The organism is Bradyrhizobium sp. CCBAU 25338 (assembly GCF_028128965.1).
Lineage (GTDB): Bacteria > Pseudomonadota > Alphaproteobacteria > Rhizobiales > Xanthobacteraceae > Bradyrhizobium > Bradyrhizobium liaoningense.
Genome location: NZ_LFKY01000022.1, coordinates 1 through 21,257 on the forward strand (window position 1 = coordinate 1; position 21,257 = coordinate 21,257).

Annotated in this window: 11 protein-coding genes; 8 read left to right on the top strand and 3 right to left on the bottom strand. The window is 58.7% G+C overall.

The window, feature by feature from the left end:
* The first annotated feature begins 131 nt into the window (after window positions 1-131).
* Window positions 132-407, top strand: a complete 276-nt coding sequence (locus tag ACM42_RS08585) for a hypothetical protein (RefSeq protein ID WP_271527524.1) — start codon at window positions 132-134, stop codon at window positions 405-407.
* Between the two features lie 25 nt (window positions 408-432).
* Here ACM42_RS08585 and ACM42_RS08590 read toward each other — a convergent pair whose 3' ends face one another.
* Complete coding sequence (locus ACM42_RS08590) at window positions 433-852, bottom strand: hypothetical protein (protein WP_271527526.1); 420 nt, start codon at window positions 850-852, stop codon at window positions 433-435.
* A gap of 415 nt (window positions 853-1,267) precedes the next feature.
* Entirely contained in the window at window positions 1,268-6,994 is a 5,727-nt protein-coding gene (locus ACM42_RS08595) for an alkaline phosphatase D family protein (RefSeq protein WP_271527527.1), read from the bottom strand.
* A 519-nt stretch (window positions 6,995-7,513) separates the two neighbouring features.
* Here ACM42_RS08595 and ACM42_RS08600 point away from each other — a divergent pair.
* Window positions 7,514-11,527 (top strand): AAA family ATPase, encoded by a 4,014-nt coding sequence (locus ACM42_RS08600; protein ID WP_271527528.1) that lies wholly within the window; start codon window positions 7,514-7,516, stop codon window positions 11,525-11,527.
* 792 nt (window positions 11,528-12,319) lie between these two features.
* Here ACM42_RS08600 and ACM42_RS08605 read toward each other — a convergent pair.
* Window positions 12,320-12,721 (bottom strand): hypothetical protein, encoded by a 402-nt coding sequence (locus ACM42_RS08605; protein WP_271527529.1) that lies wholly within the window; start codon window positions 12,719-12,721, stop codon window positions 12,320-12,322.
* 985 nt (window positions 12,722-13,706) lie between these two features.
* Here ACM42_RS08605 and ACM42_RS08610 point away from each other — a divergent pair.
* The 6 genes from ACM42_RS08610 to ACM42_RS08635 form a co-directional block, all read left to right on the top strand.
* Window positions 13,707-14,717 carry an HlyD family secretion protein gene (locus ACM42_RS08610; protein ID WP_271527534.1) on the top strand — a complete coding sequence of 337 codons (1,011 nt, stop codon included), beginning with the start codon at window positions 13,707-13,709 and terminating at the stop codon, window positions 14,715-14,717.
* Window positions 14,717-17,461 carry a ribosome-associated ATPase/putative transporter RbbA gene (rbbA, locus tag ACM42_RS08615; RefSeq protein ID WP_442868908.1) on the top strand — a complete coding sequence of 915 codons (2,745 nt, stop codon included), beginning with the start codon at window positions 14,717-14,719 and terminating at the stop codon, window positions 17,459-17,461. Before ACM42_RS08610 ends, rbbA begins: the two co-directional genes overlap by 1 nt.
* Window position 17,462: 1 nt before the next feature.
* Window positions 17,463-18,587: an ABC transporter permease gene (locus ACM42_RS08620; RefSeq protein WP_271527530.1), complete on the top strand. Its 1,125-nt coding sequence runs from the start codon at window positions 17,463-17,465 to the stop codon at window positions 18,585-18,587.
* 329 nt (window positions 18,588-18,916) lie between these two features.
* Complete coding sequence (locus ACM42_RS08625; protein WP_271527531.1) at window positions 18,917-19,393, top strand: ATP-binding cassette domain-containing protein; 477 nt, start codon at window positions 18,917-18,919, stop codon at window positions 19,391-19,393.
* Between the two features lie 19 nt (window positions 19,394-19,412).
* A complete protein-coding gene (locus ACM42_RS08630; protein WP_271527532.1) occupies window positions 19,413-20,096 on the top strand; it encodes an ABC transporter ATP-binding protein in 684 nt (227 codons plus the stop codon).
* 129 nt (window positions 20,097-20,225) lie between these two features.
* Window positions 20,226-21,257 (top strand): amidase (locus ACM42_RS08635; protein WP_271527533.1); only part of this gene is annotated, 1,032 nt, incomplete at its 3' end.

Below are 21,257 nucleotides of genomic sequence, written 5' to 3' on the forward strand. Positions count from 1 at the left end.
CTTCATGCTCTGGTCCTCGTTGGAGCCAGAACGAACTTCAAGCTGGATTAAGCCCGAGGGGCAAGGTCATCACTCATGCAATGGAAGGATGATACCACGCCTCCGCACTATTTAAAGTTTGATTCTTTTAGTTGACCGGGTTTTGCGTACTGGAAGGTTGGGAGCGCCTGTTCTCGCTACGTATTGATCGCAAACGCCTATTAGATTGCCTTGAAGTCGGGATGAAACGTCCGGGTCGTCTACCTCGAAAGGAGCGACCCGATAAGAACGCAATGGCACAACAAGCAAACCCCGACACCACCAAGACGAAGATGATGGCAAGAAAAGCCTTGTTCTCATCCGCGACCAACAAGGAGCGTGCTGAAACGCTCTTTCTGCATATCAGTGTAAACGATTTCAAAGTGTGACACGCCGTAGACGATAGAGCTTAGATCACGGCGTCGAACAATTGGCCTCGAGCCTCGCCGCTCCTGCTTTCTCCAGATACGCTGCACCAATGTAAGCCTCCGGCGGCTTCACGACAGCTCCGCCCAAAGAGAGAAAGCCCGGCGATGCCGTCACCGTTAACGAGGGTTTAGAACGATCTCCAGTTCCGCGCGCTACTTCCCACGGCTTCAGGGCCGGATCGTGAAAGGCGCATGCCAAAATCACAACATCCGGTGAAAAAAAGGGCACCCCGAAGCAGCTACCCTTAATCGACGCGGAGTAATCAAACTGACAATAATTTCCGGCGCTGTCTGAATCGATTGTGCATGTCTTTACTGACGCACCATCATTTAAGAAGTTGCAGTTGAACTTTGCGGCGTGTGCCGAACAAAACAGTGGGTTGATGGCAATAAGCGAAATCAGCATTAGCCTGTATCGCATGTTTCCCTCCGTGTTGAGCTTACCGTCTTCGACGCATATCCCTTTACCACTCGGTTGCAAAAAACCTACGCGTTGATCGAGGCGTAAGCTTTCACTTATGACCTATGCTAACTTCCACAAGCTGCGGCTGTTGGTGTCCAGATTTAGATTCTTGAAAATCTCTGGCACACTGCAGGTGCTCCCGAAATTCTATGCTACCTATAGTCGAGAGTGCAACAGCGATTGAGATACGAAAACATGCATGGCTGGCGGGGACTGATAGGATGAAGTCCCACCTGAGTCCTGCTATGCGGACGCTATGGGTTACTGGCGGACTTCGAGCGAACTCACCTCAAGGCCCGCTTGGCGCCGCCAATAGCAGACATGCCCGCCCCATCAAGTGGTCATCGGCATGCGTCGATCAGAGGACGAGCGTCTTTACCACTGCATCGGCAAATTCATAGTCAAGCTTCCAGGCCGTGCCATCCTGGCGTACGGACAGGAATGTCATGCCGTCGCCCGGAGGTGGCCGCGTCGCATTTACGATGCACCGGTAATTTCCGTAGCTCGGCGATACAATATCAATCGTCTCGTTCGAGACGATGTCCTCCTCTAAGCTGTTTGCGAATGGGTACGGCGAATAGGCTGCGGCGGTGTGAAGGGAGTGTATTCGGGTAATGAGAGTGCCGGCCGTATCGCGGAGCTCCACCGTCGCTACGCAACCTAGATGCTCGTCCCCCGACAGAAACACCACACCCTCTATCTCTTTGTAAGCGATATAGGCCAGCACGTCGCGCAACGTATTCGGATATCCATCCCAGCCATCGGAATGCAGTGCGCTGAGGTTCGAGGGGGCCAGACTCGCATCGCGTTGCACCGCTCGGCGATGACGCGGCAACAGCATCGAGGGCGACAAGACGAATTTTGGCTTCGGCTTTTCCAGCAGCCATTTCTGCAGTCTGCCCATTGTCTTCGAAAGGTCCGCCGGATTCGCCGGATCCGAATCGAACAAGGTGGCATTCGTCAGGCTGCCATTGACTTTGCGATGCATCCTTTTGGTGCGTGTGTCGAGCATGAAGAAATGGAAGCCGTCAAAATCAAACGTCTCGAGCCTGCCGTTCCTTCCGCGCTGGTATTTTTGGAACGCCTCAACACCATATTTTTTCTTGTCGGCATTCGCTTTTTCGTCGGGATACGCGATCGGCTCCCAGTTGTCGTCGATCTCGTGATCATCGAGCAACATGAACGATGGAATGCGGCGCAACAAGCCGCGAACGCTGCGCTGACGTAGCCACGCTTCGTAAGGAAGGCGGTAGTGATCGTCCTTAGCCGCCGGATCGTAGAGCCCCGCGGTGGGGTCGACATACACCTGATCGCCGACGAATACGGAGAATCGCGGCTTGATTCCCGCGTTCGCCTCAAGACGTTCGATTATTCGGTGGTAAGAGCGATAGGCGACAGGTTCATCAACGAACCCGGCGGGGTATTGGCACGACGCGAGCGTGAAGCTCGTGCTGCTCGGCAATGGAATTGCCGGCGGTTGCGGGTCGTACGGAACGACTCCGTCGGTCAAGTCACGATCCTGCTCGATAAAGCGCTCAAGGACGGCCTCGCCGTCGTGCTCATAGCCGAACCTCAAGGTCGTGGTCCCGTCAGAGATACCGGGCTGCATCGTGACGTTACGTGTGGAGTTCGGGATCTGCTCTATTCCACGATAGACAAGGCGACGGGGCATGCTCTGCCGACCGTCTCGCTGCATCACATTGTAAGGCTTGAGCGCGCGCGCCGCTGCCTCGGCCATTTGTTTGAATCGCTCAAACTTAAAGTTATCCGCCGGGACCGACTGATCGTCAGGAGAGCCGGCAGGGTTCAACTGAAAGACCCTTTCATTGCGCGCGAAAAAGTGACCAAGCATGGGAAGAAACAACATGTCAGACTCGTTGTAGACGAGCAGAACGAGCAGCGCGTTACCCGGATAGCCCGGCATCGCCGTCGGCAGCGGTGCTTCGAACGCGACCCAACGCCCACGGGAAAGTTCGTTCGACGTGTGAACCACCATATGGTCGACAATATATTGAGCATCCCAGGCCTTTGTCGGGTCGTCGGGCCGTAAAATCTGATTGCCGACCGACGTAATGCGCAGCATCAGCACGGCCTCGGCCGCCCGGAGCGAGGGCAATGCTCCCACGCGAACCACGAGCAAGTTAGTGTCAGGTGGGTCGGGTCGCTCCTCAGTGATAATAGGGCCCATCCACGGTGGATGGGCCACCTTCTCTTGACTGGGTGTGTTCGGGTTCGACGCAATAGCGGCATCCAGGAATTCTTCTATCTTTGCAAGCGTGGCATATCTGGTCGTTCCGACCAGCGCATCCTGGTGACCGGCGCCCGGATTGATATACGCCTCATACTGACGGCCGGCATCGCTCAGTATCTGCCGCATGCGGTCGATAGTCGAAACATCCGAAAGTCCGTTATCGCCGCCGTGCACGCTGAGTGTCGGAAATTTCCAGTGGTCAGCGAAGTTTTCGCGCGAAACGAGATCGTTGAATCCGCGAAAATTCGTCATCAGCGAATAACGCGCAAAATGCACGGTGGATGACACTGTCTTCAGGCTTAGTGTGCCAAAATGCTCGTCAATAAAACGCAGCATTTCCGGTTCCATATTAAGCACGTTGAAATCGCGGCCGTACAGCGCGTCCATTCGGTGTCTCGTACGCGTCCAGGGCGTTCGTTTGCAGGGCCAGATCGGGTTCTCCACGTCGAACTCCTCGACGGGGTAAGGCAGCGTCGACAGCAGCCTGTCCCAAAGATCGTCGGCGAGCGTCGGCTTATCGGGGTTGAAGCTGTAACTGTTCGGCAGGAAATCGATGAGATACCGCATCGCATAGGCGCGAAAGATGTTGGCAGGCGTGAACACAACGAGCGGCCCGACCTGCGTGAATGCTGCGCGATCCACAAGATCGTCCACGTGGCCTCCGAGGACCGCGATGCTGAAGACGACTGTGCCCATGCAATGCGCGATCACGTCAACTTTGCCGTCGATCGAATAGGCCGCCACGGCTGTCAGCACCGCCGGCACATCCGCACATCCGATCTGATCGAAGCTCCACGCCTCCTTGGCTGTTTTCGGATGACCGGAGCTGGTTCGAAGATCGGCGATCCAAACATCGCGTCCGGTCTTCCAGAAATAGCTCGCGAAGTTCGGATTCACCGCGTGATGCGCAAACGTTGTGCCGCCCGCGCTGTAGCCATGAAACATCACAAGAGGCCGTTTGGAGGAGTTGGGATACGGGTAACGCGTGAGCCGCACTTCGCCACGAACGGTTGCCTTACCATCCCCCCCCTCGGGCACTTGAGTAATCTCGATAGTGTGGATCTCCGCATCGACGGAGCCGCCTCCGGGAAGGGCAAGCCTGAGTGGCGGAAGTAGATTCAAGACGTCATTCGCCGGATCCGTATCCTTGTCGGGCGCGCGGAAGCTCCAGATATGCAGGCCGAGCAGCAGCCGCACGACGTAACTGAGGAAGGTTACGAGTTCGCCAAGCGCGCTTACGCCGTTTCGCTGGCGCGCTATTCGAAACAACGGCACACCGATCCGCGCCAGATACCGCACATCCAGCTTCAACACACCTTTATCGCTGCCGTTTGAGCCGGGGAATGTTTCGAGCGCCACCTCCATGAGTTGCCGCCACGGATTGCAGCGCCGCTCATAGGTGAAGGTCTTGGTGCCGACAATGTGGTTGCCGTCGAGCGCAATTTTGGAGCTGGCGTCCGGCGGTCCGACGGTGAGATCGTAAGCGAACGCCCGTATCTCGCCGGCGTGGCTCGCGATCGCGAGCCCCGACTTGATACGCGACAACAGCCCCGGGCCCCCGTCGCCGAACGATTGATAGGTGTCGCGCAAGCCGCGGTTCAGTATCCAAGCTTTGCCCGCGCGCCAAATTCGCCCAAAAACGCAACTTTTCTGACGCTCGAAGATTCGCAGGCTGCCCGTCAGCGGCGCGCTGAAATCCGCGATCGCATCCAACTTCTGTTCCAGCAAGCGCGGCGGAGTCCAACTCCTCTGAAGCTGCTTCCACTCGATCAATGGAAAGATCCGGATACTGCTTCGGACCTTGAAATCTGCTGTGTCAGTTGCGACCTGCACGGTGGGATTGAAGCCATTGCTAGGCGAGAGCTGTGCGAGCGGTCTCGGCCTGAAACGGAGCGTCAGTTCGACGATGCGCGTCTGTGCCGGCCCTCCGCTCGGTGCGAAATTCACTGGTCCAGCGAGTCGCTCTATGATTTCCACTTCGGTTGCCGGCAGCAGAGCGGCCACATCGGTCGAACGGAAGACGGGCCGGGTGAGCGGCGCGCCGGCTGCGGGGGACGGCGCGACGTCGTAACCCCACTCGGTCGCGAGCGCTTCCGCCGCGCGCAGCGCTACTGCCGAGATCGTGAGCGCGGGGTTGGTGCCGAGCGCGGTTGGAATGATCGAACCGTCGAGCACAACGAGCCCGTCATGCACATCGCTGGAGGTGTTCTTTGAAAACACGCGGCCAAATTGGTCGACCACGCCGGTGGCGCTGGTGTCGCCCATGGCGCAACCGCCAAGCGGATGCACAGTTGTGAGGGGCCCGCGCTTATCTTTAAGCAACCAGGTAAGCTCCGCTGGAAGCAACTTCCAGACGGGATTGGGAATGACCCGACCGCCCGTGCTTTTGGTGAGACCTGCGAGCGTTTTTACCTGTGAGTCGAACAAGGGCAAGTCTTGCAGCTTGTCCCAATGGAGCCGCGCGAAGCCGTCGGGATGCACGATGCCAGAATCGTCATCGATCTTGATGGTGCCGGCCGCTCCGTCGTCACCCATGACAGCGTAAAGTGCAGAATACTCCACACGCGTGGCGGGCGCGACATAGAGATCATCGTTCGGAAACCCCTTAACGTGTTGCGAGAAATCGGCATCGGCGATCCCGTGCAACATATTGACCGTGGCGAAGACCTCAGTGAACGCAATGCGCAGCCCCGCCGGCACTGACATTTCCTCGATCACGAATCCATCGGTGGCACGAAGGTCGACAACGCCGGTGATCGTCGGACCGATCGCGCGAGTTGAAGGCTGAACGGTTTCGTCGGCCACCGTGTGCACCTCAGCAGCGGTCGCGTAGTCGGCGATCAACATATCTCCGTTCGTCGAGCAGCGCTTGCCGAGCGCCTCGGACATTGGCAATCCAGGACCGCGCGAGCGTAACAAGATCTCAGTTGAACCGAGGGTCCCGGCAGCCAGCACGACCTTCCGCGCGCGTATCCTCAGCGCCTCTCCGTCGCGCTTGCGGAGCGCGGCATTGGTATGGACTCCGTTGACGATCCAGTTGCTGCCGTCTTTTTCAATACTAAGAACGGTTACTCCGCTGAAGATTTCGGCCCCGGCTTGCTGCGCGCGCACCAGCAAATTGACATCCAGCGAGTTTTTGGCTCCGAAGTTGCATCCGGTAGCGCAATCACCGCAACGCACGCACTTGTTAAGATTGACGTTGCCCGAGCTTGTCGAATCCTTCATCGCTATCGTAATTGCTGCTGGGCGAAATGTGCCGGTAGGCGCGATAGCGCTCAATGCCTGGAATTTTTGCGGTACGCCGTCAATATGATCCTCGATTGTGTTACGAAGGCCGTCGATGCGTGCCCCGAGAAGATCGCGAGCCTCATCGAAATGCGATTCCCAGGTCGATAAATTCCGGAGAGAACTTGGCCATCCGGTCTGAAACACGCTCGGCACGGGCGTTTCCATAACCCCTGCGTTGATCAGCGAACCACCGCCGACGCCGTTTGCAACGACCGTAGTGACCTCTTCTCCGAGCCTGATATCGAAAAGACCTTCCTTGTTGTTGTTCTGGCGTATATGCCCAGGCAGCTCGCCCAGGCCGGTCGGAAATGAGCCCGGCAGGTATTCCTTGCCGCGCTCAAGCACACCGACGGTGACTTTTTTTTCGCCAAAGTGGCGGCCAGCAAATTTGGCCGCGGCGATCGCGCCGCCATAACCGCTGCCGATGATGAGTATATCGAAATGGATCTCGGTGGGCACCTTGCGCACTCGATCAATGAGGCGCTCGAAACCCTGCGAAATCCAAGCCGTTTTCGAGTCCGTGTCTAGCCCCGAGCCTCCCGACATCTTCTTCCTCCTCGGCTTACAAACCGGAGAAGCAACAAGTAAGCGAATTCGAACCGGCAAGTGCCGGTATCGTCTAGGTCAGGGGGACCGTTTGGTTCTCACGGCTCGGCATAACGCCTCTTCAAGGGGCCGCACGGTCCAGTTGCAGATGGTCACTCTAGCGGATTTTATCGACTCTTGCAGTAACCACCTCCTGATTTCCATTGAGCCTCATACGACTTCCGGAAGAGATCGCAAAAGCGTATAACCCATTCTATACCCAACGAAATCGAGCGCGAGATATCTTGGGGCGCTCCCACGAAATTGACCTGCGAAGGCTCTACCGTAGGCGTAAGGCGGGCGCTAATGTTGGCGAGCGCGGCCTAATCAATTTACGAGCTCAAGCGAATGTCGATGATATCGTAGGGCTGTTGGCGGCTACTCTCTCACGCAGCTACCCCTCATCCAATCGAGGGCACGAGCAATCGGTGCAGTTGCCACAGCCCGGCACTTTCTGCTTCTGTGTTGAGGGGCGAAGCGATGAAAGAGACCGATCTACTTGAGAGCTTCTTGCCGTTGAAGCTGCTCGGTAGAATCCATGGCGCTAGCGGTGACCGGCCCGCGGCCGTTGAGTTCGTCGCGGCCGTCCTGTTTGTTGACGTGTCCAGGTATACGGCCTTGGTTGAACAGCTTGCTCGACGCGGGCAAGGAGGGCTGGAAAAAATTTCGAGATTGCTGAGCCTCTCCTACGGACGGTGCGCAGATCAAATCTGCGATCGGGGCGGTGAAGTGCTGTACTTTGAGGGAGACTCTTTGATTGCCTATTGGGCGGCGGACGGCGACGATCTCGGAAACGCAGTTCGCGCCGCAGCCGCCTGCGCAGAGGCGATCTGCGGTGACAATATTAGAGACGTTTCAACCAGTGAAACCGCCCCCGCCCTGCACGTCGGTGTAGGCGCTGGGGGGCTCTGGGCTGCAGCTCTTGGCGGCCAGCCTGTCTGGAATCTGGTCGCGGGTGGCGATGCCCTGATTCAAGCGGCAACGTCCCAAGCGCTTGCTCGTCCTCGCGAGTACGTACTATCCGACGCCGCGGCGCAAGCATTAGCGCATGTCCGGGTGCGCAGTTCTGGCGACGTGCTGGAGAAGCACCTTGGCCTCCCTTCAACGCGTCCACCCTTGGAATGGTTGACCTCGTTCCTGCCACCGCAACTTCGTGAAGCGTTCCTGGGCGGCCAGGATTCCACGGCTGGACCTCGCGAATCTTCAATCGACCTCGACGGTTATGCAATTGACAGCCTGCTAGGTGCGATTCACGAGATACGACCAGTTTCAGCCGTTTTTGCGCGAATTACCGGTTTAGATCTTCGCACTCCAACCGCACTCGCTCGACTGCAAGCCCTCTGCGTGTCGCTCCAAGAGAGCTTGCGAGCACGAGGTGGGCCGCCGGGGGAATTGTATTATGACGAGAAGGGTCTGATTTTTAGCGGCGTATTTGGTTCGCGCGGAAACTTCCATCGCGACGATCCTTTTCGCGCCATCGATACCGCTCGCGCGATGGATCAGACTATTAAGGGGCTGGAACTGTCCGCATCTATCGGCGTAGCAACCGGCCACGCGCTTTTTTGCGTTGTCGGAAGCGAGCGCCGACGTCAACTGATGGTCCATGGTGCCGCCGTGAATCGTGCAGCGCGGCTAATGACGGCATTAGCTGCAGGCGTCATTTGCGATGCACCGACAGAACGCGCTAATCGAACGACTTTTGACTTCGAACAACAAGGCACGTTGCAGCTCGACGGGCTCGGGGATATGGCCGCCGTATTTCGTCCATTGGAACCCCGATCCGCCGTAGCCGGCCCTTCCACGCTAATTGGCCGGGAAAGTGAACTAGCGGTTTTGAAGCGGACATTCGAAGAAACACTCAATGGAGGTGCGCGCTTGCTCGCCGTTCTGGGCGAGCCGGGTATTGGGAAAACGGCATTGGTCACGGCTTTCACCGACGAACTGCAAGCGATCGGGACACCAGTCTCGATCGCGCGAGCCGAACGCGAGGATCGTCGAACATCTTTCTTACCCTGGCGGCGAGTGCTTGCGTCCCTCCTTGGTCTACCTCCTGACTGCAACGGGTTCATCGTACTTGAAGCGGTTAGAGCACGTGTCCAAGAGATTCCAGACGTGGTCAAGCGACTGCCGTTGCTTGGCGGCGTGCTAGGCATTGTGATCCCTGAAAACGAAGGTACACGACATTTGGAGGGGCCACACCGTGGTGACGCCACAATGCGTCTTCTCGGCGACTTGGTAGGTGTCCTGACTCCGCGCCCTCTTGTTTTAGTATTAGAAGACAGCCAGTGGCTCGATTCTGCGTCGTGGCGTCTCATCGAATGGATTCTTGGATCCCTTTCATCATTACTATTGATTGTGTGCGTGCGCCTCGAAGAGATTCCGGAGGAACTGAAAAGTCTACGACGGCGCGCCGAGGCGGCTCGACTGAATGCCACTAGGCGGGAAGCAGACGATCCAGCCCGATTTTGCCAGATCCTGGATTTGGAAGAACTCGGTGACGCATCCATCCGCGGCATAGTCGCTCGCACTCTGCGGGGCGCGCCGCCGCATCAAGAACTTGCTGCACGTATTTCAGGCCTGGCCGGAGGCAATCCATTCTTCGCTGAGGAGATTTCGATAGCTCTAAAGAACGAGGGTCTTGTTGCGGTGCGTGACGGTTTCTGGCGCCCCATCCGCCCGCTCGACGAACTTCGTTACTTCGAGGGCGTGGAAAGGGTCATCCGTGAGCGCGTCGATCTTCTGGATATCGCACCATTTAACGTTCTGAAGGCCGCCGCGGTAGCTGGGCGTTCGTTCGACATCACCGCTCTTCAAGTATTGCTCGGTGAGGAGCTGCATGACGACGCGATCGCGACTGCTATCGAAACACTACTGGACATGCATCTCGTCAGGCATGGAGCTGGTCCAGGGGAATACGAGTTTCGTCACGACCAAATTCGCGACGTAGTGTATAGCTTAATCTCGGTCGAGGCTCAGCAACGCCTTCATGGACGATTGGCTAACTGGATCGAATCGAATCAATCAGCAACCGCAGCATTGGAAACCGCAGCTCTTGTTCAGCACTTTGAGGCTGCTGGAGATATTAAAAAAGCTGTCAAGTACGCTGATCTAGCTGCCACCCGCGCCCTCGAAGTCGGAGCATTTCGAGAGGTCGAAGCGTTTTTAGGGATCTGCTTTAGTCATGAGTCGCGCCAGCAACCTAGGTCAGCTGAGCAAAGGCTTCAAGCGGTACGCTGGCACAGACAGCTCGCGGAGGCGCATTACGGGCGTGGAGACATTCACGCTCAGGGCGTTGCCGTGAGACGTGCGCTCAACGCGGCGGGGCAGCCGGTTCCCCATTCACCGACAACGACCATAATCCGTCTTATAGGGCGTGGATTGCGGTTAGCCCTGCAGCAGGCTTTTCCTCCATCCACGAAGTGGCAGCGAACGGATCTGCGCGCCTGGGAAAGAGAGATTGCTCGTTGTCTCAACCAGGCAGCGACTGTCGATTATTTCGAGCTGCGCTACTCCCGCGGTATGTGCAATCTTATTGGGGCCGTAGTGCATTCCGAACGTATTGGGTCTTCAGTTGAGCTGGCGGTCGCGTCTTCCCAGTTGGGATGCGGTCTTTCTTTCTTGGGTTGGCAGGGTGCCTGCGACTATTTCATTGCGAGGGCAGAACGGGTCGCGATCGCTTTAGCTGACCCCGCAGTTCATTCTCACGTATGTATTCTGGACGCACTCTGGCGCATCGGGCGCTGTGATTGGTTGATGGTCGACCATCTTCTGAATAAATCCCAGGAATTGTCTGCGAAGGCTGGAGACCAACTGGGCTGGTGTAATGCGCAAGGTATGCGCTTCTGGTCGCTTTACTACCGCGGCGATATAGGCGCCCTGGAACAAACAGCACTCGCGCTGCTGTCACGCGCGCAGAACGCCGGGAATATCCAGCAAGAGATCTGGGCTCTTCGATGCAAGGCGCTATGTGTGCTTCATACCGATCGTCCTCGCGAAGCGGTTGACATCCTTCGGCTGATTACATCTGCGATGCTAGGGTCTGTCGACCTCGCGGCGCAGATCTCCGCAAAAGGAGCGCTTGCGCTTGCTCTCGCTCGTATTGGCCTTCACGTCGAAAGCGTTGAGGCTGCGACTGAGACCCTGCGGCTGCTGCGCGAGCAGCGCCGACCAACTTCTCATAGTACGTTGGTTGGGATCTGTGGTGTAGCTGAGGTGCTTTTGCGCGGCCGCGAAGCCGGGCTCTCGCGCGAATACGATCAATGGCCATACTGGGAGCGCCAGGCGCTTAATGAACTCCGCCGCTATCGCCGCGTTTTTCCTCTAGGAGCGGCGCAATGGGGGCTGTGGACTGGCGTGGCACACTGGCTGGATGGTCAAAAAGACCAAGCGCTGGCCGCTTGGAATGCGGCGCTCGCCAGTGCCCGGCGGTTTTCTTTGCGGCAGGTTGAGTCGATGATTGCCGCCGAGATGAGGCGCCGGAAAAAGCAGATATGAGAAGCAAGATCGGTATCCATTGATCTCATTGGGTTTCGAAACGATCGGTTTACACGTAAGTACCCGAGATATCAGCGAAAGCACGACAATCTTAATCGGCGGGTCTTTTGCTACTCCCTTGTGTTTGAGGAGACGTGCAGTCGACCACCGATTGACCACCGAAACCCCGTGAATAAACGGTGATAATGGTGATCAATCGCGAGCAAACCTCATTGTTTTTGTTGATCTTTTCGATTCCTATTTGCGTTCGGGACGCAGGGGTCGCAGGTGCTCAGGGCGGGGGCAATTCGAGCAATTTACATTTCGTCTGCAACCCATTGATTCAAATAGTGCCATCTCGGTCAAATTTTACAGCTAAGCAGCTGTAACTGCTTTTGAAACTTGTGACTCTTAATCAGCGGGTCCCAGGTTCGAGCCCTGGTGCGCCCACCACCTTAAGACATTGGCCCGCAAGGGCTTTTTTAATTCGGCGGCAGAACAAAGCGGGTCTCGTGCGACGCTTTTGATGGTCGTATGTCGCACGCCGTGCGACGAGTCGGATAATTTGGGCGTCATCAGACGCGGGCGATCGTCGAGATTGGCGGCGCGCGCGACCTTAGGCTGGAGACCATGCTCGGCTGAAACACCACCCAACGAGACCGACCGTTCTGCGTTCAGCCCTTCATGCCTTCCTTCCGCACCTGCAATTCAAGCCTGTCGATGCCGGATCGGCGCGAGCCGCATTGCGGGCGCGGTAGTGCTTCACGATCGTCTGCGCGCTTCGGCATGAATGTCCAGTAATGTCGCAGATCGTCAGCAAGTCGCAGCGAGAAGCATGACGCAGGTATCACGTAGATCTTGGTCGTGCTTTTGGTCGAGTTCGCCGGCGCCGTTTACAAGCATCAGCGCGGCACAAGGCATCAGGCGCCATGCTATCTCATCTCCATTGCTGTCGCGTGCGGTCTGCGCATCCAGCCATTCCGCTAATGCGCGCTTGCGCTGATCGACGGCTCGAGCGCGCTGCGCCTTGTTCTCCTCGTCGAGAGGAAAAGCGGCGAACAGTCTGTCGACGTATTTACTCAGTTCGGCGTTCAGTCGCTCTGCCCGTACAATTGCCTGGCGCGCGTTATCGCGCGCGAGAAAGCCGAAGATCGCGACGGGTCCGGGCGGTCGACAGCCAGTGGCGATAGGTACTCTCGTCATACGGCTCGCCATTATCCTCGTTGACCACGAACTCGGGTGGCACCTTATCCAGTTGAAGCCGAAGCTTGAGCTCCTTTACGCGTGCACGCGAGGCATTCAGCCGTGCGCTGAGTTGTGGCGTCTCTTTGATGTCGACAAGTTCTCCGGTCTTGCTCTGTCGGAAAGCGTGCCGGCCCTCGACGTCGCGCTCGTTACGCATAATTTGACGGTCACAGATGAAGGCTATCGCCGACCGAAGGGTGTTCGATCGCATCGCCTGCGGCCACCCATGCGGAAAATTCGGGCATCGTAACCTGCACGATGCGTCCCTCTGGATGATTGAACTCCATGCCTTCTCGCGGGGTAGGTCCGAGACGCAAGACGCTTTCCTGTCCTCAAGTGAATGCCGCTGAGAGCGTGGCTATCAGAGCGCTAATTTAGGAACGCGCGGTTCGACTGGAGCGCTTCTGATCATGGATGCCGTCCTGCTGTTGCTCGTCACCTTCGGAATAAACTGATAGACACTCAAGCGGATTTACCTGTTTCAATGGCCTCCTCGATGCAGCTCGATCAGTTGGTTACCGAACGAGCTGAAGCGTTTGCTCATGATCGCGCAGGGGCCAACCAACACTCAGTACCTGATCCTCGCTCCACTTGCTGAACGCAGTACTGGATGTCGCTCGTGAACTGCCCCGGAATTGCCGGAAGCTCCAACTCCTTTCAGCCCGACCATCACTGTCAGACTCCGATCTTCGGCATGGCGAGCCACACGTGCCGCGGGGTCTCTCCCGCGCAGCTCGATAGAATTGTTTCACAATATTGCTGACGAGCGGCGCCTGTTCATCAGCATGCCAATCGGCTTGCCCGAACTATGCACTCGCACGCCAGACACGACGGCGCTTTTGTTCTAGCGCACGCCGATCATGGAAGCGGATTCGGCATTGAGCTGGATCAGCAAACATCACCGAATGTACAACTAAGGTCTTTCGTCTCGGAAAAGAGGTGCGCGGCCGTGCAGATGCCTAGCTTCAAGAAAGCTGCTCTATTGATATTCATTTTGCTCGTCCCAGCTGCCGCTGGCGGCGTCTGGTATTGGCGGCAGGGCCAGCAGGGCAAGCTGCCCGAGGGGCTTGTGTCGGGGAACGGGCGCATCGAATCCAATCAGGTCGACATCGCCGCGAAGTCGGCCGGACGCGTCCGAGAGGTGCTCGCCCAGGAAGGCGATCTCGTCATGGTGGGCCAAGTGCTCGCCCGCATCGATACCACGGAGTTGCAGGCGCAGCGCGCCAAATATGCCGCCGACGTGGCTTCTGAGGAAGCCTCGATGCTCGAGGCGAAGGCGACCGTTGCTCAGCGGCAGGCGGAGCTGACCCTTAAGCAAACAAACCTTCTCAGGGCGCTTACGCTCGTTGGGACCGGGGCGGTCAGCCAGCAGGCCCGCGATGAGGCGCAGAGTGAACGCGATTCTGCGCGCGCTGTCCTTGAAGCTGCGCAGAAGACTGTGACGGCGCGCGAGATGTCGATTACGGCCGCAAAAGCCCTCGTTGATCAGATCGACGCCCAGATCGCTGATGCCATCCTCGTGGCGCCGGTGCGGGGCCGCGTTCTTTATCGCCTCGCCAATCCCGGCGAAGTTGTTTCGGCGGGCGGCAAGGTCCTGACGATCGTCAACCTGTCGGAGATCTACATGGAGATCTATCTCCCCTCGGAGCAGGTCATGCGCATACCGATCGGGTCGCAGGCACGAATTCAGTTCGACGGTGCCGATTTCGCCGTTCCGGCCAAAGTGAGCTTCGTATCTCCAGAGGCTCAGTTCACGCCCAAGCAGGTCGAAACGCGCAGCGAGCGCGACAAGCTGATGTTCCGGGTCAAGCTGCGCATGCCTCCGAGCCTCGTCGAACGTCACCTCGACCAGGTGAAAACGGGCACCCGTGGCACCGGCTATGTGCGCCTCGATCCGAACCCGCCCAATTGGCCGGACTTCCTGCAAAAGCGCATCCAGAACGATCCTCTTGATGCGGGGGATTGATGATGGCGGCTTCCGCACCACTGATCGCCGAAGTTTCCGGCGTTACGCATAGCTATGGTAAGACTCGAGCGCTTGACAATGTGTCGCTCGAACTGCCGAGCCGCGGAATGGCGGGTGTCATCGGCCCCGATGGTGCCGGAAAGTCCACGCTTCTCGGCCTGATCGCAGGAGCCCGAAAGCTGCAGACAGGATCGGTCGCGGTCTTGGGCGGCAACATGGCGGAGGCACGGCATCGCCGCTCGGTCTGCACGCGCATAGCCTATATGCCGCAAGGACTCGGCAAGAACCTCTATCAGGAGATCAGCGTCCGCGAGAACATGACCTTCTTCGGAAGTCTCTTCGGTCTATCCGCGTCAGAGTGTGAGACGCGCACGCGGCGCCTGACGGCCGCGACAGGCCTGCTCCCTTTTCTCGATCGGCCTGCCGGAAAGCTGTCGGGCGGCATGAAGCAGAAGCTCGGCCTGTGCTGCGCGCTCATTCACGACCCTGATCTTCTCATTCTCGACGAGCCGACGACTGGGGTCGATCCGCTGTCGCGCCGACAGTTCTGGAATCTCATTCGTGATCTGCGGCGCGAGCGGGCGGCGATGAGTGTCGTGGTCTCCACCGCCTATATGGATGAGGCAAATTATTGCGATAGGCTCATCGTGATGGATCGCGCAAGGGTGCTCGCCTCAGGCACGGCGGATGAGCTGCGTGCGAAGACCGGCGAACAGGACCTCGAAGCTGTCTTCGTCGCCCTGCAGCCGGGACAAAAATCGGCGTCTCAACGCCTCGCCATTCCGCCACGCAAGCCGAGCGCGGAAGCCCCGGTCATCGTCGCGAAGAATTTGACATGCCGTTTCGGCGATTTCATCGCGGTCGATAGCGTCAGCTTCGCCATCGAACGCGGCGAAATCTTCGGCTTCCTCGGCTCGAACGGCAGCGGCAAGACCACGACCATGAAGATGCTGACCGGCTTGCTGGCGCCGAGCGAGGGTGAGGCCGAGGTGTGCGGAAGTCCGGTCGATGCCAACGACCTGTCGATCCGCCGGCGGGTCGGCTTCATGTCGCAATCGTTCTCGCTCTACGGCGAGCTCACCGTGCGGCAGAACCTGCTGCTTCATGCCCGCCTTTTCCATCTGGCCGCAGACCGGATGAACGACCGTATCGCCAAGCTTCTGGTCGATGTCGGTCTAGTCGACCATGCCGACACCGAGGCCAATTCGCTGCCGCTCGGCGTGCGGCAGCGCCTTTCTCTGGCCGTGGCGATCGTGCACGATCCCGAGTTGCTGATCCTGGACGAGCCCACGTCGGGCGTCGATCCGCAGGCCCGCGACGAATTCTGGCGCCTGCTCGGCAATTTGTCGCGAAGCCGCAATGTCACGATCTTCGTCTCCACACATTTCATGACCGAGGCGATGCGCTGCGACCGCATCTCATTGATGCATGCGGGCCGCGTCCTGATCTGCGACACGCCGCAGAACGTCATCGCCACCAAGGGCAGCGCCAATCTCGAAGCGGCGTTCATCGCCTATATCGAGGACGCGGAGGCCTCCTCGCCTGCGCCCACCGCGGCCGAGGCCCCGCCGATGATCCTGCACGATGCGGAGGCTGCGTCGCCCGGCCGCGCGATCTTGATGCCGGTGCGGCGCGCCTTCGCCTATGCCAAGTGCGAGACGCTGTCGCTGATGCGCGATCCGGTGCGGCTTGCCTTCGCATTCCTTGGCTCCTTCATCATGCTGTTGATCTTCGGCTTCGGAGTCTCCAGCGACGTGACCAATCTCACCTACGCCGCGTTTGACCACGACAATACGCCGGAGAGCCGGGCCTATCTCGCCAATTTTTCGAGTTCGCAATACTTCACCGAAAAAGCGCCTATCCGCAGCCTCGATGAAATGGAACAGCGCCTGAAGTCAAACGACATTACGTTGGCCGTCGAGATTCCGCCGGGCTTCGGCCGCTTGGTCAAGCGCGGCTCGGATTGGCAGATATCGGCCTGGATCGACGGCGCTAACACCTCGCGCGCCGCCACCATCGAGGGCTATGTCCAGTCGGCGCATAATCTTTTTTCCGAACAGAGAAGTCGCGAATCCAGCGCCGTGGCGAGCACCGACCCGGCCACCAGCATCCTGGTCCGCTACCGTTACAACCCGACGGCTGAGAGCATCTATGCGATCGGCCCGGCCGTGCCGGCAATGCTGCTCATGATGTTCCTCGCCATTCTGATGGCTGTCAGCGTCGCCCGCGAAAAGGAGATCGGCACGATCACCAACTTCTACGCCACGCCCACGACGCGGCTGGAGTTCCTGATCGGCAAGCAACTGCCTTATATCGGCGTCGGCATGATCAACTTCCTCATCATGACCGCGACCGTGCTGTTCCTCTTCAAAGTCCCGCTCAAGGGCGATGGTCTCGCGCTGGCCGCCGGCGCGCTTCTCTATGTGGCGGCGGCCACCGGCTACGGGCTTTTCATCTCGACCTTCACATCGAGCCAGGTCGCGGCGGTGTTCGCCGGAGCGGTGCTGTCGATGCTGCCGACCATGCAGTTCTCTGGCATGATGCAGCCTGTCTCGACACTCGAGGGCAGCGCGCGCCTCATGGGAAATCTCTGGCCGACGAGCTACTACATGCATATGAGCGTCGGTGCGTTCACCAAGGGGCTTGGCTTCGGCGACATGGCGACCGATCTACTGGCGCTGACCCTGTTTTGTCCGGCCTTCCTGGCGCTGTCGGCGCTCCTCCTGCGCAAACAAGAGAAATAACGTGCGGAGCCTTTCCAACATATTCTGGCTCGGCACCAAGGAGCTGCGCACGCTCGCGAAGGACCTGATGATGATCCTCTTCATCATCTATTCGTTCGGCTTCAGCATCTATACGCAGTCGACCGGGGCCGGCGAGACCGTCAACAACGCCTCCGTGGCGATCGTCGACGAGGACAATTCCAGCCTCTCGCGATCGATTGGCGGACTTTTCTATCCTCCCTACTTCCAGAAGGTCAAAACGATCAGCGCTGCCGGTATCGATCGTGACATGGACGAAGGTCTCTATACCTTCGTCGTCGTCATTCCGCCGCGCTTTGAAGCCGATGTACGCAAGGGGCGCGATGTCGAAGTTCAGGTTAACGTCGATGCCACCGCGGTCCAGCAGGCGTCCTTGGGCGCGGCCTACATCCAGAACATGGTGACCAACCAGGTCAAGTACTACCGACAGCAGGCGGAGCAAACCACCGGGCTCTCCTCCGATCTCGTTGTCCGCCGCGCCTTCAATCCGAACGGCACGCAATCCTGGTTCCGAGCCATCGTCGGCCTTGCCGATCAACTCTCGATGTTGATCATCATACTGACCGGCGCGGCGCTGTTGCGCGAGCGGGAGCACGGCACGATCGAGCATCTGCTGGTGATGCCGCTTACGGCCTTCGAGATTGCGCTCGCCAAGGTGTGGTCGAACGGGCTGGTGGTCATCGTCGGCTTCATTTGCTCGCTTTTGTTCGTGATCGAGGGCCTCCTCGACGTTCCCATTGCCGGCTCGCGCGAGCTGCTGCTGCTCGGCACCGTCATCTACGTCTTCGCCACGGCGGCGATCGGCATCTTCCTCGGCACGCTCGCCCGCACCATGGCCCAATTCGCCCTTCTGATGATTATGGCCGTGATGCCGATGATGATGCTCTCGGGCGGCATGTCACCGATCGAGAGCCAGCCGCAATGGGTCCAGTTCGTGACGTGGTTCTTCCCGTCACGCCACTATGTAAACTTCATGCAGGCGATCGTCTATCGGGGCGCAGGTCTTGACATTGTTTGGAGAGAGTTCACGACAGTCTTGGTGATGGGGGTGATGTTTCTCGCTGCCAGCCTAAGCTTGTTCCGACGTTCGATTGCAGTAATGCGTTAGAGCCTAGTCGATTCTCCCGGATCAATTGATACCACTTAATGTGCATCTGACGGTTCCTAGAAGCATCATGAGGTAGCTAGAGGATCACCAGATGGGATGGTTGGTTCGAGTTTCCATTGCTGTTAGCCGGTATCATTGCCGGCTGGTTCGTGTGGCGTGACCAGCTCGGTCACTCGGGATACAATTCATGTCGTTCTGTCAATGACGCTCGCGATCCATATTTTCTCGCTCCACTTTCCAGATATCCTTCCTAGCATCGGCGATTGTCTCAGTGATCGCGATCAATCGGACTCCTGTACCTTTCGGTTCGAACGCGAACGAGATCGAGGGTGTATCCCGACATGAGTGTTCGCGAGAATGTCTGGATCGCGGCCTACCGTGCCCGAGGCGGAAATCCATTCGCATTCTGGCGGCAGGCAACAAGTTTCCCAGAGGCGGGACAATGGGCTGACGCCTGTCTGTCGCGCCTTGGCTTGTCCGAGATCGCGGATGTCTCGGTCAAGGAGCTGTCGTACGGCGATCAGCGTCTGCTCGAACTCTCCGTCACCTTGGCGTGCGCGCCGCAGATCATCCTTCTCGACGAGCCGACCGCCGGATTGTCGCGCAAGGAGACCGAGCGTGTGAAGAGGGTGATCATGTCCCTTAAGGGCGAGTTCAGCATCATCATGATCGAGCACAATGTCGGCATTGTCATGGATCTGTCCGACCGCATCACGGTGATGAATCGTGGTGTCGTGGTCGCCCAGGGAAGCCCGGACGACATTCGAGGAAATAGAGACGTGCAGGAGGCCTACTTTCGCAGTTGAGGGAAGCGCGTTGCTGAGCGTGGACGCCATCGACGTCCATTACGGCCGGAGTCAGGCATTGTTCGACGTCAGCTTCGAGGTCGGCCGTCGCGAGGTCGTTGCGATCGTTGGCCGGAACGGTGCAGGAAAAACGACGACGCTGAAATCCATCATGGGCATCAGCCCGGTCAGCAACGGCGCGATAACCTTCAAGGCGCGTCGTATCGATAGACTGAGGCCGCATCAGATCGCGCGAAGTGGGATTGCTTATGTGCCGGAAACGCGGGATCCGTTTTCTTTGCTGACCGTCGAAGAGAACATCATGCTCGGGCATCGTCCCGAGTCTCCCTACGATCTTCGTCGTATCGTTGAATGGTTCCCGGATCTGGCAGCATTATTGAGGCGCAGAGGCTCCGAGCTCTCCGGCGGGCAGCAGCAAATGATGGTGATCGGCCGCGGTCTGGCGCTGGGACCCCAACTGCTGCTGCTCGACGAGCCGTCGCAGGGACTGGCGCCCGTCATTGTCAAGAAAGTCGGGGAGATGCTGACTGCCCTGCGTGGAGAGGACTTGTCCATCGTTCTCGTCGAACAGAATCTCGCCTTCGCACTTTCGCTCGCGGATCGCGTCATCGTCATGGAAAACGGCGCCGTCGTCGATCGGCTCATCGCGGACGAAAGCCGGCAACATCCGGAGCGGATCGAGCGCTATCTCGGCATCCATTAGGCATCTGCATCACCGCTGTCCGCAGACGCAACCGCGTCAGCCACTTCAGCGCACTGATGCGGCTCCCGGCGCGTCGAACCCTCAATTCGAGCTCGAGGCGACCGCTCCCCCACAACAAGAGGATATCACATGACAGATCATGACGCCGATCTCGGGTACGCGACGGCGGTCGAGCTCCGGAGCGGCTACGCCAGGAGAGAGCTCTCCCCGACCGAGGTCGTGAAAGCCGTGCTCGACCGGATCGATGCGAGAGATCCCGCAATCAACGCGTTCTCCGTGGTGATGCGCGAAGAGGCGCTGGCGTCAGCGAGGCAATCGGAGGCGTTGCTTCGCAGCGGGACGGCGAGACTCCTCGAAGGAATTCCGGTCACGATCAAGGACGCCTTCGACGTCGCCGGTCGCGAGACGTCGACTGGTTCCTACGCCATGAGGGGACCGACTGCGGCAGCCGAGAACATCATCGTGGATCGCCTGCGGAGGGCCGGCGCGATCGTGATCGGAAAGACGACCATGTCCGAGTTTGCCTGGTCGGGCATGAGCCGGAACCCCGTGACCGGAGTCACCCACAATCCGTGGCGGCACGGATTGAATGCGGGCGCCTCCTCGGCCGGAGCCGGCGCCGCTGCGGCGGCCGGCTTCGGTCCGCTGCACCTTGCCTCCGACGGAGCCGGGTCCATTCGGATGCCGTCGCACTTTTGCGGCGTTTTCGGATTGAAGCCCACTTTCGGGCGCATACCCTACGTTCCCGTCTCGAACAACGACTACGGCACCCATGCCGGACCCATGACACGAACCGTCGCCGATGCTGCGTTGATGCTCGAGGTCATGGCGGGGCCGCACCATTTGGATCATACCTCATGCGAGGCTCGACCGGACGCCTATCTCGCCAAGCTGAAGGCGTCGATGAGGGGCAAGCGCATCGCCTTCAGCCTCGATCTCGGGCACGCCCGCGTTGACGAGGAGGTGGCCGCAATCGTCCGCCGTGCCGCGTCGACTTTCGTCGACGTGCTTCAGGCAGACGTGCAGGAGGTGACGCCCGACTGGGGTCCGCTTGGGCCGGATCTCGGGCGCTTTTTTTGGAGCGTCTATAATGGGCGTCACGCAAAGCTGCTGGCCGAATGGGAAGGTCGCATGAGCGCGGATCTCGTGGCATGTATCCGT

Coding starts and splice junctions, on each gene's coding strand:
- ACM42_RS08590 (WP_271527526.1), bottom strand. CDS start 852: ATGCTGATTTCGCTTATTGCCATCAACCCACTGTTTTGTTCGGCACAC.
- ACM42_RS08595 (WP_271527527.1), bottom strand. CDS start 6,994: ATGTCGGGAGGCTCGGGGCTAGACACGGACTCGAAAACGGCTTGGATT.
- ACM42_RS08600 (WP_271527528.1), top strand. CDS start 7,514: ATGAAAGAGACCGATCTACTTGAGAGCTTCTTGCCGTTGAAGCTGCTC.
- ACM42_RS08605 (WP_271527529.1), bottom strand. CDS start 12,721: ATGGCGAGCCGTATGACGAGAGTACCTATCGCCACTGGCTGTCGACCG.
- ACM42_RS08610 (WP_271527534.1), top strand. CDS start 13,707: ATGCCTAGCTTCAAGAAAGCTGCTCTATTGATATTCATTTTGCTCGTC.
- rbbA (WP_442868908.1), top strand. CDS start 14,717: ATGATGGCGGCTTCCGCACCACTGATCGCCGAAGTTTCCGGCGTTACG.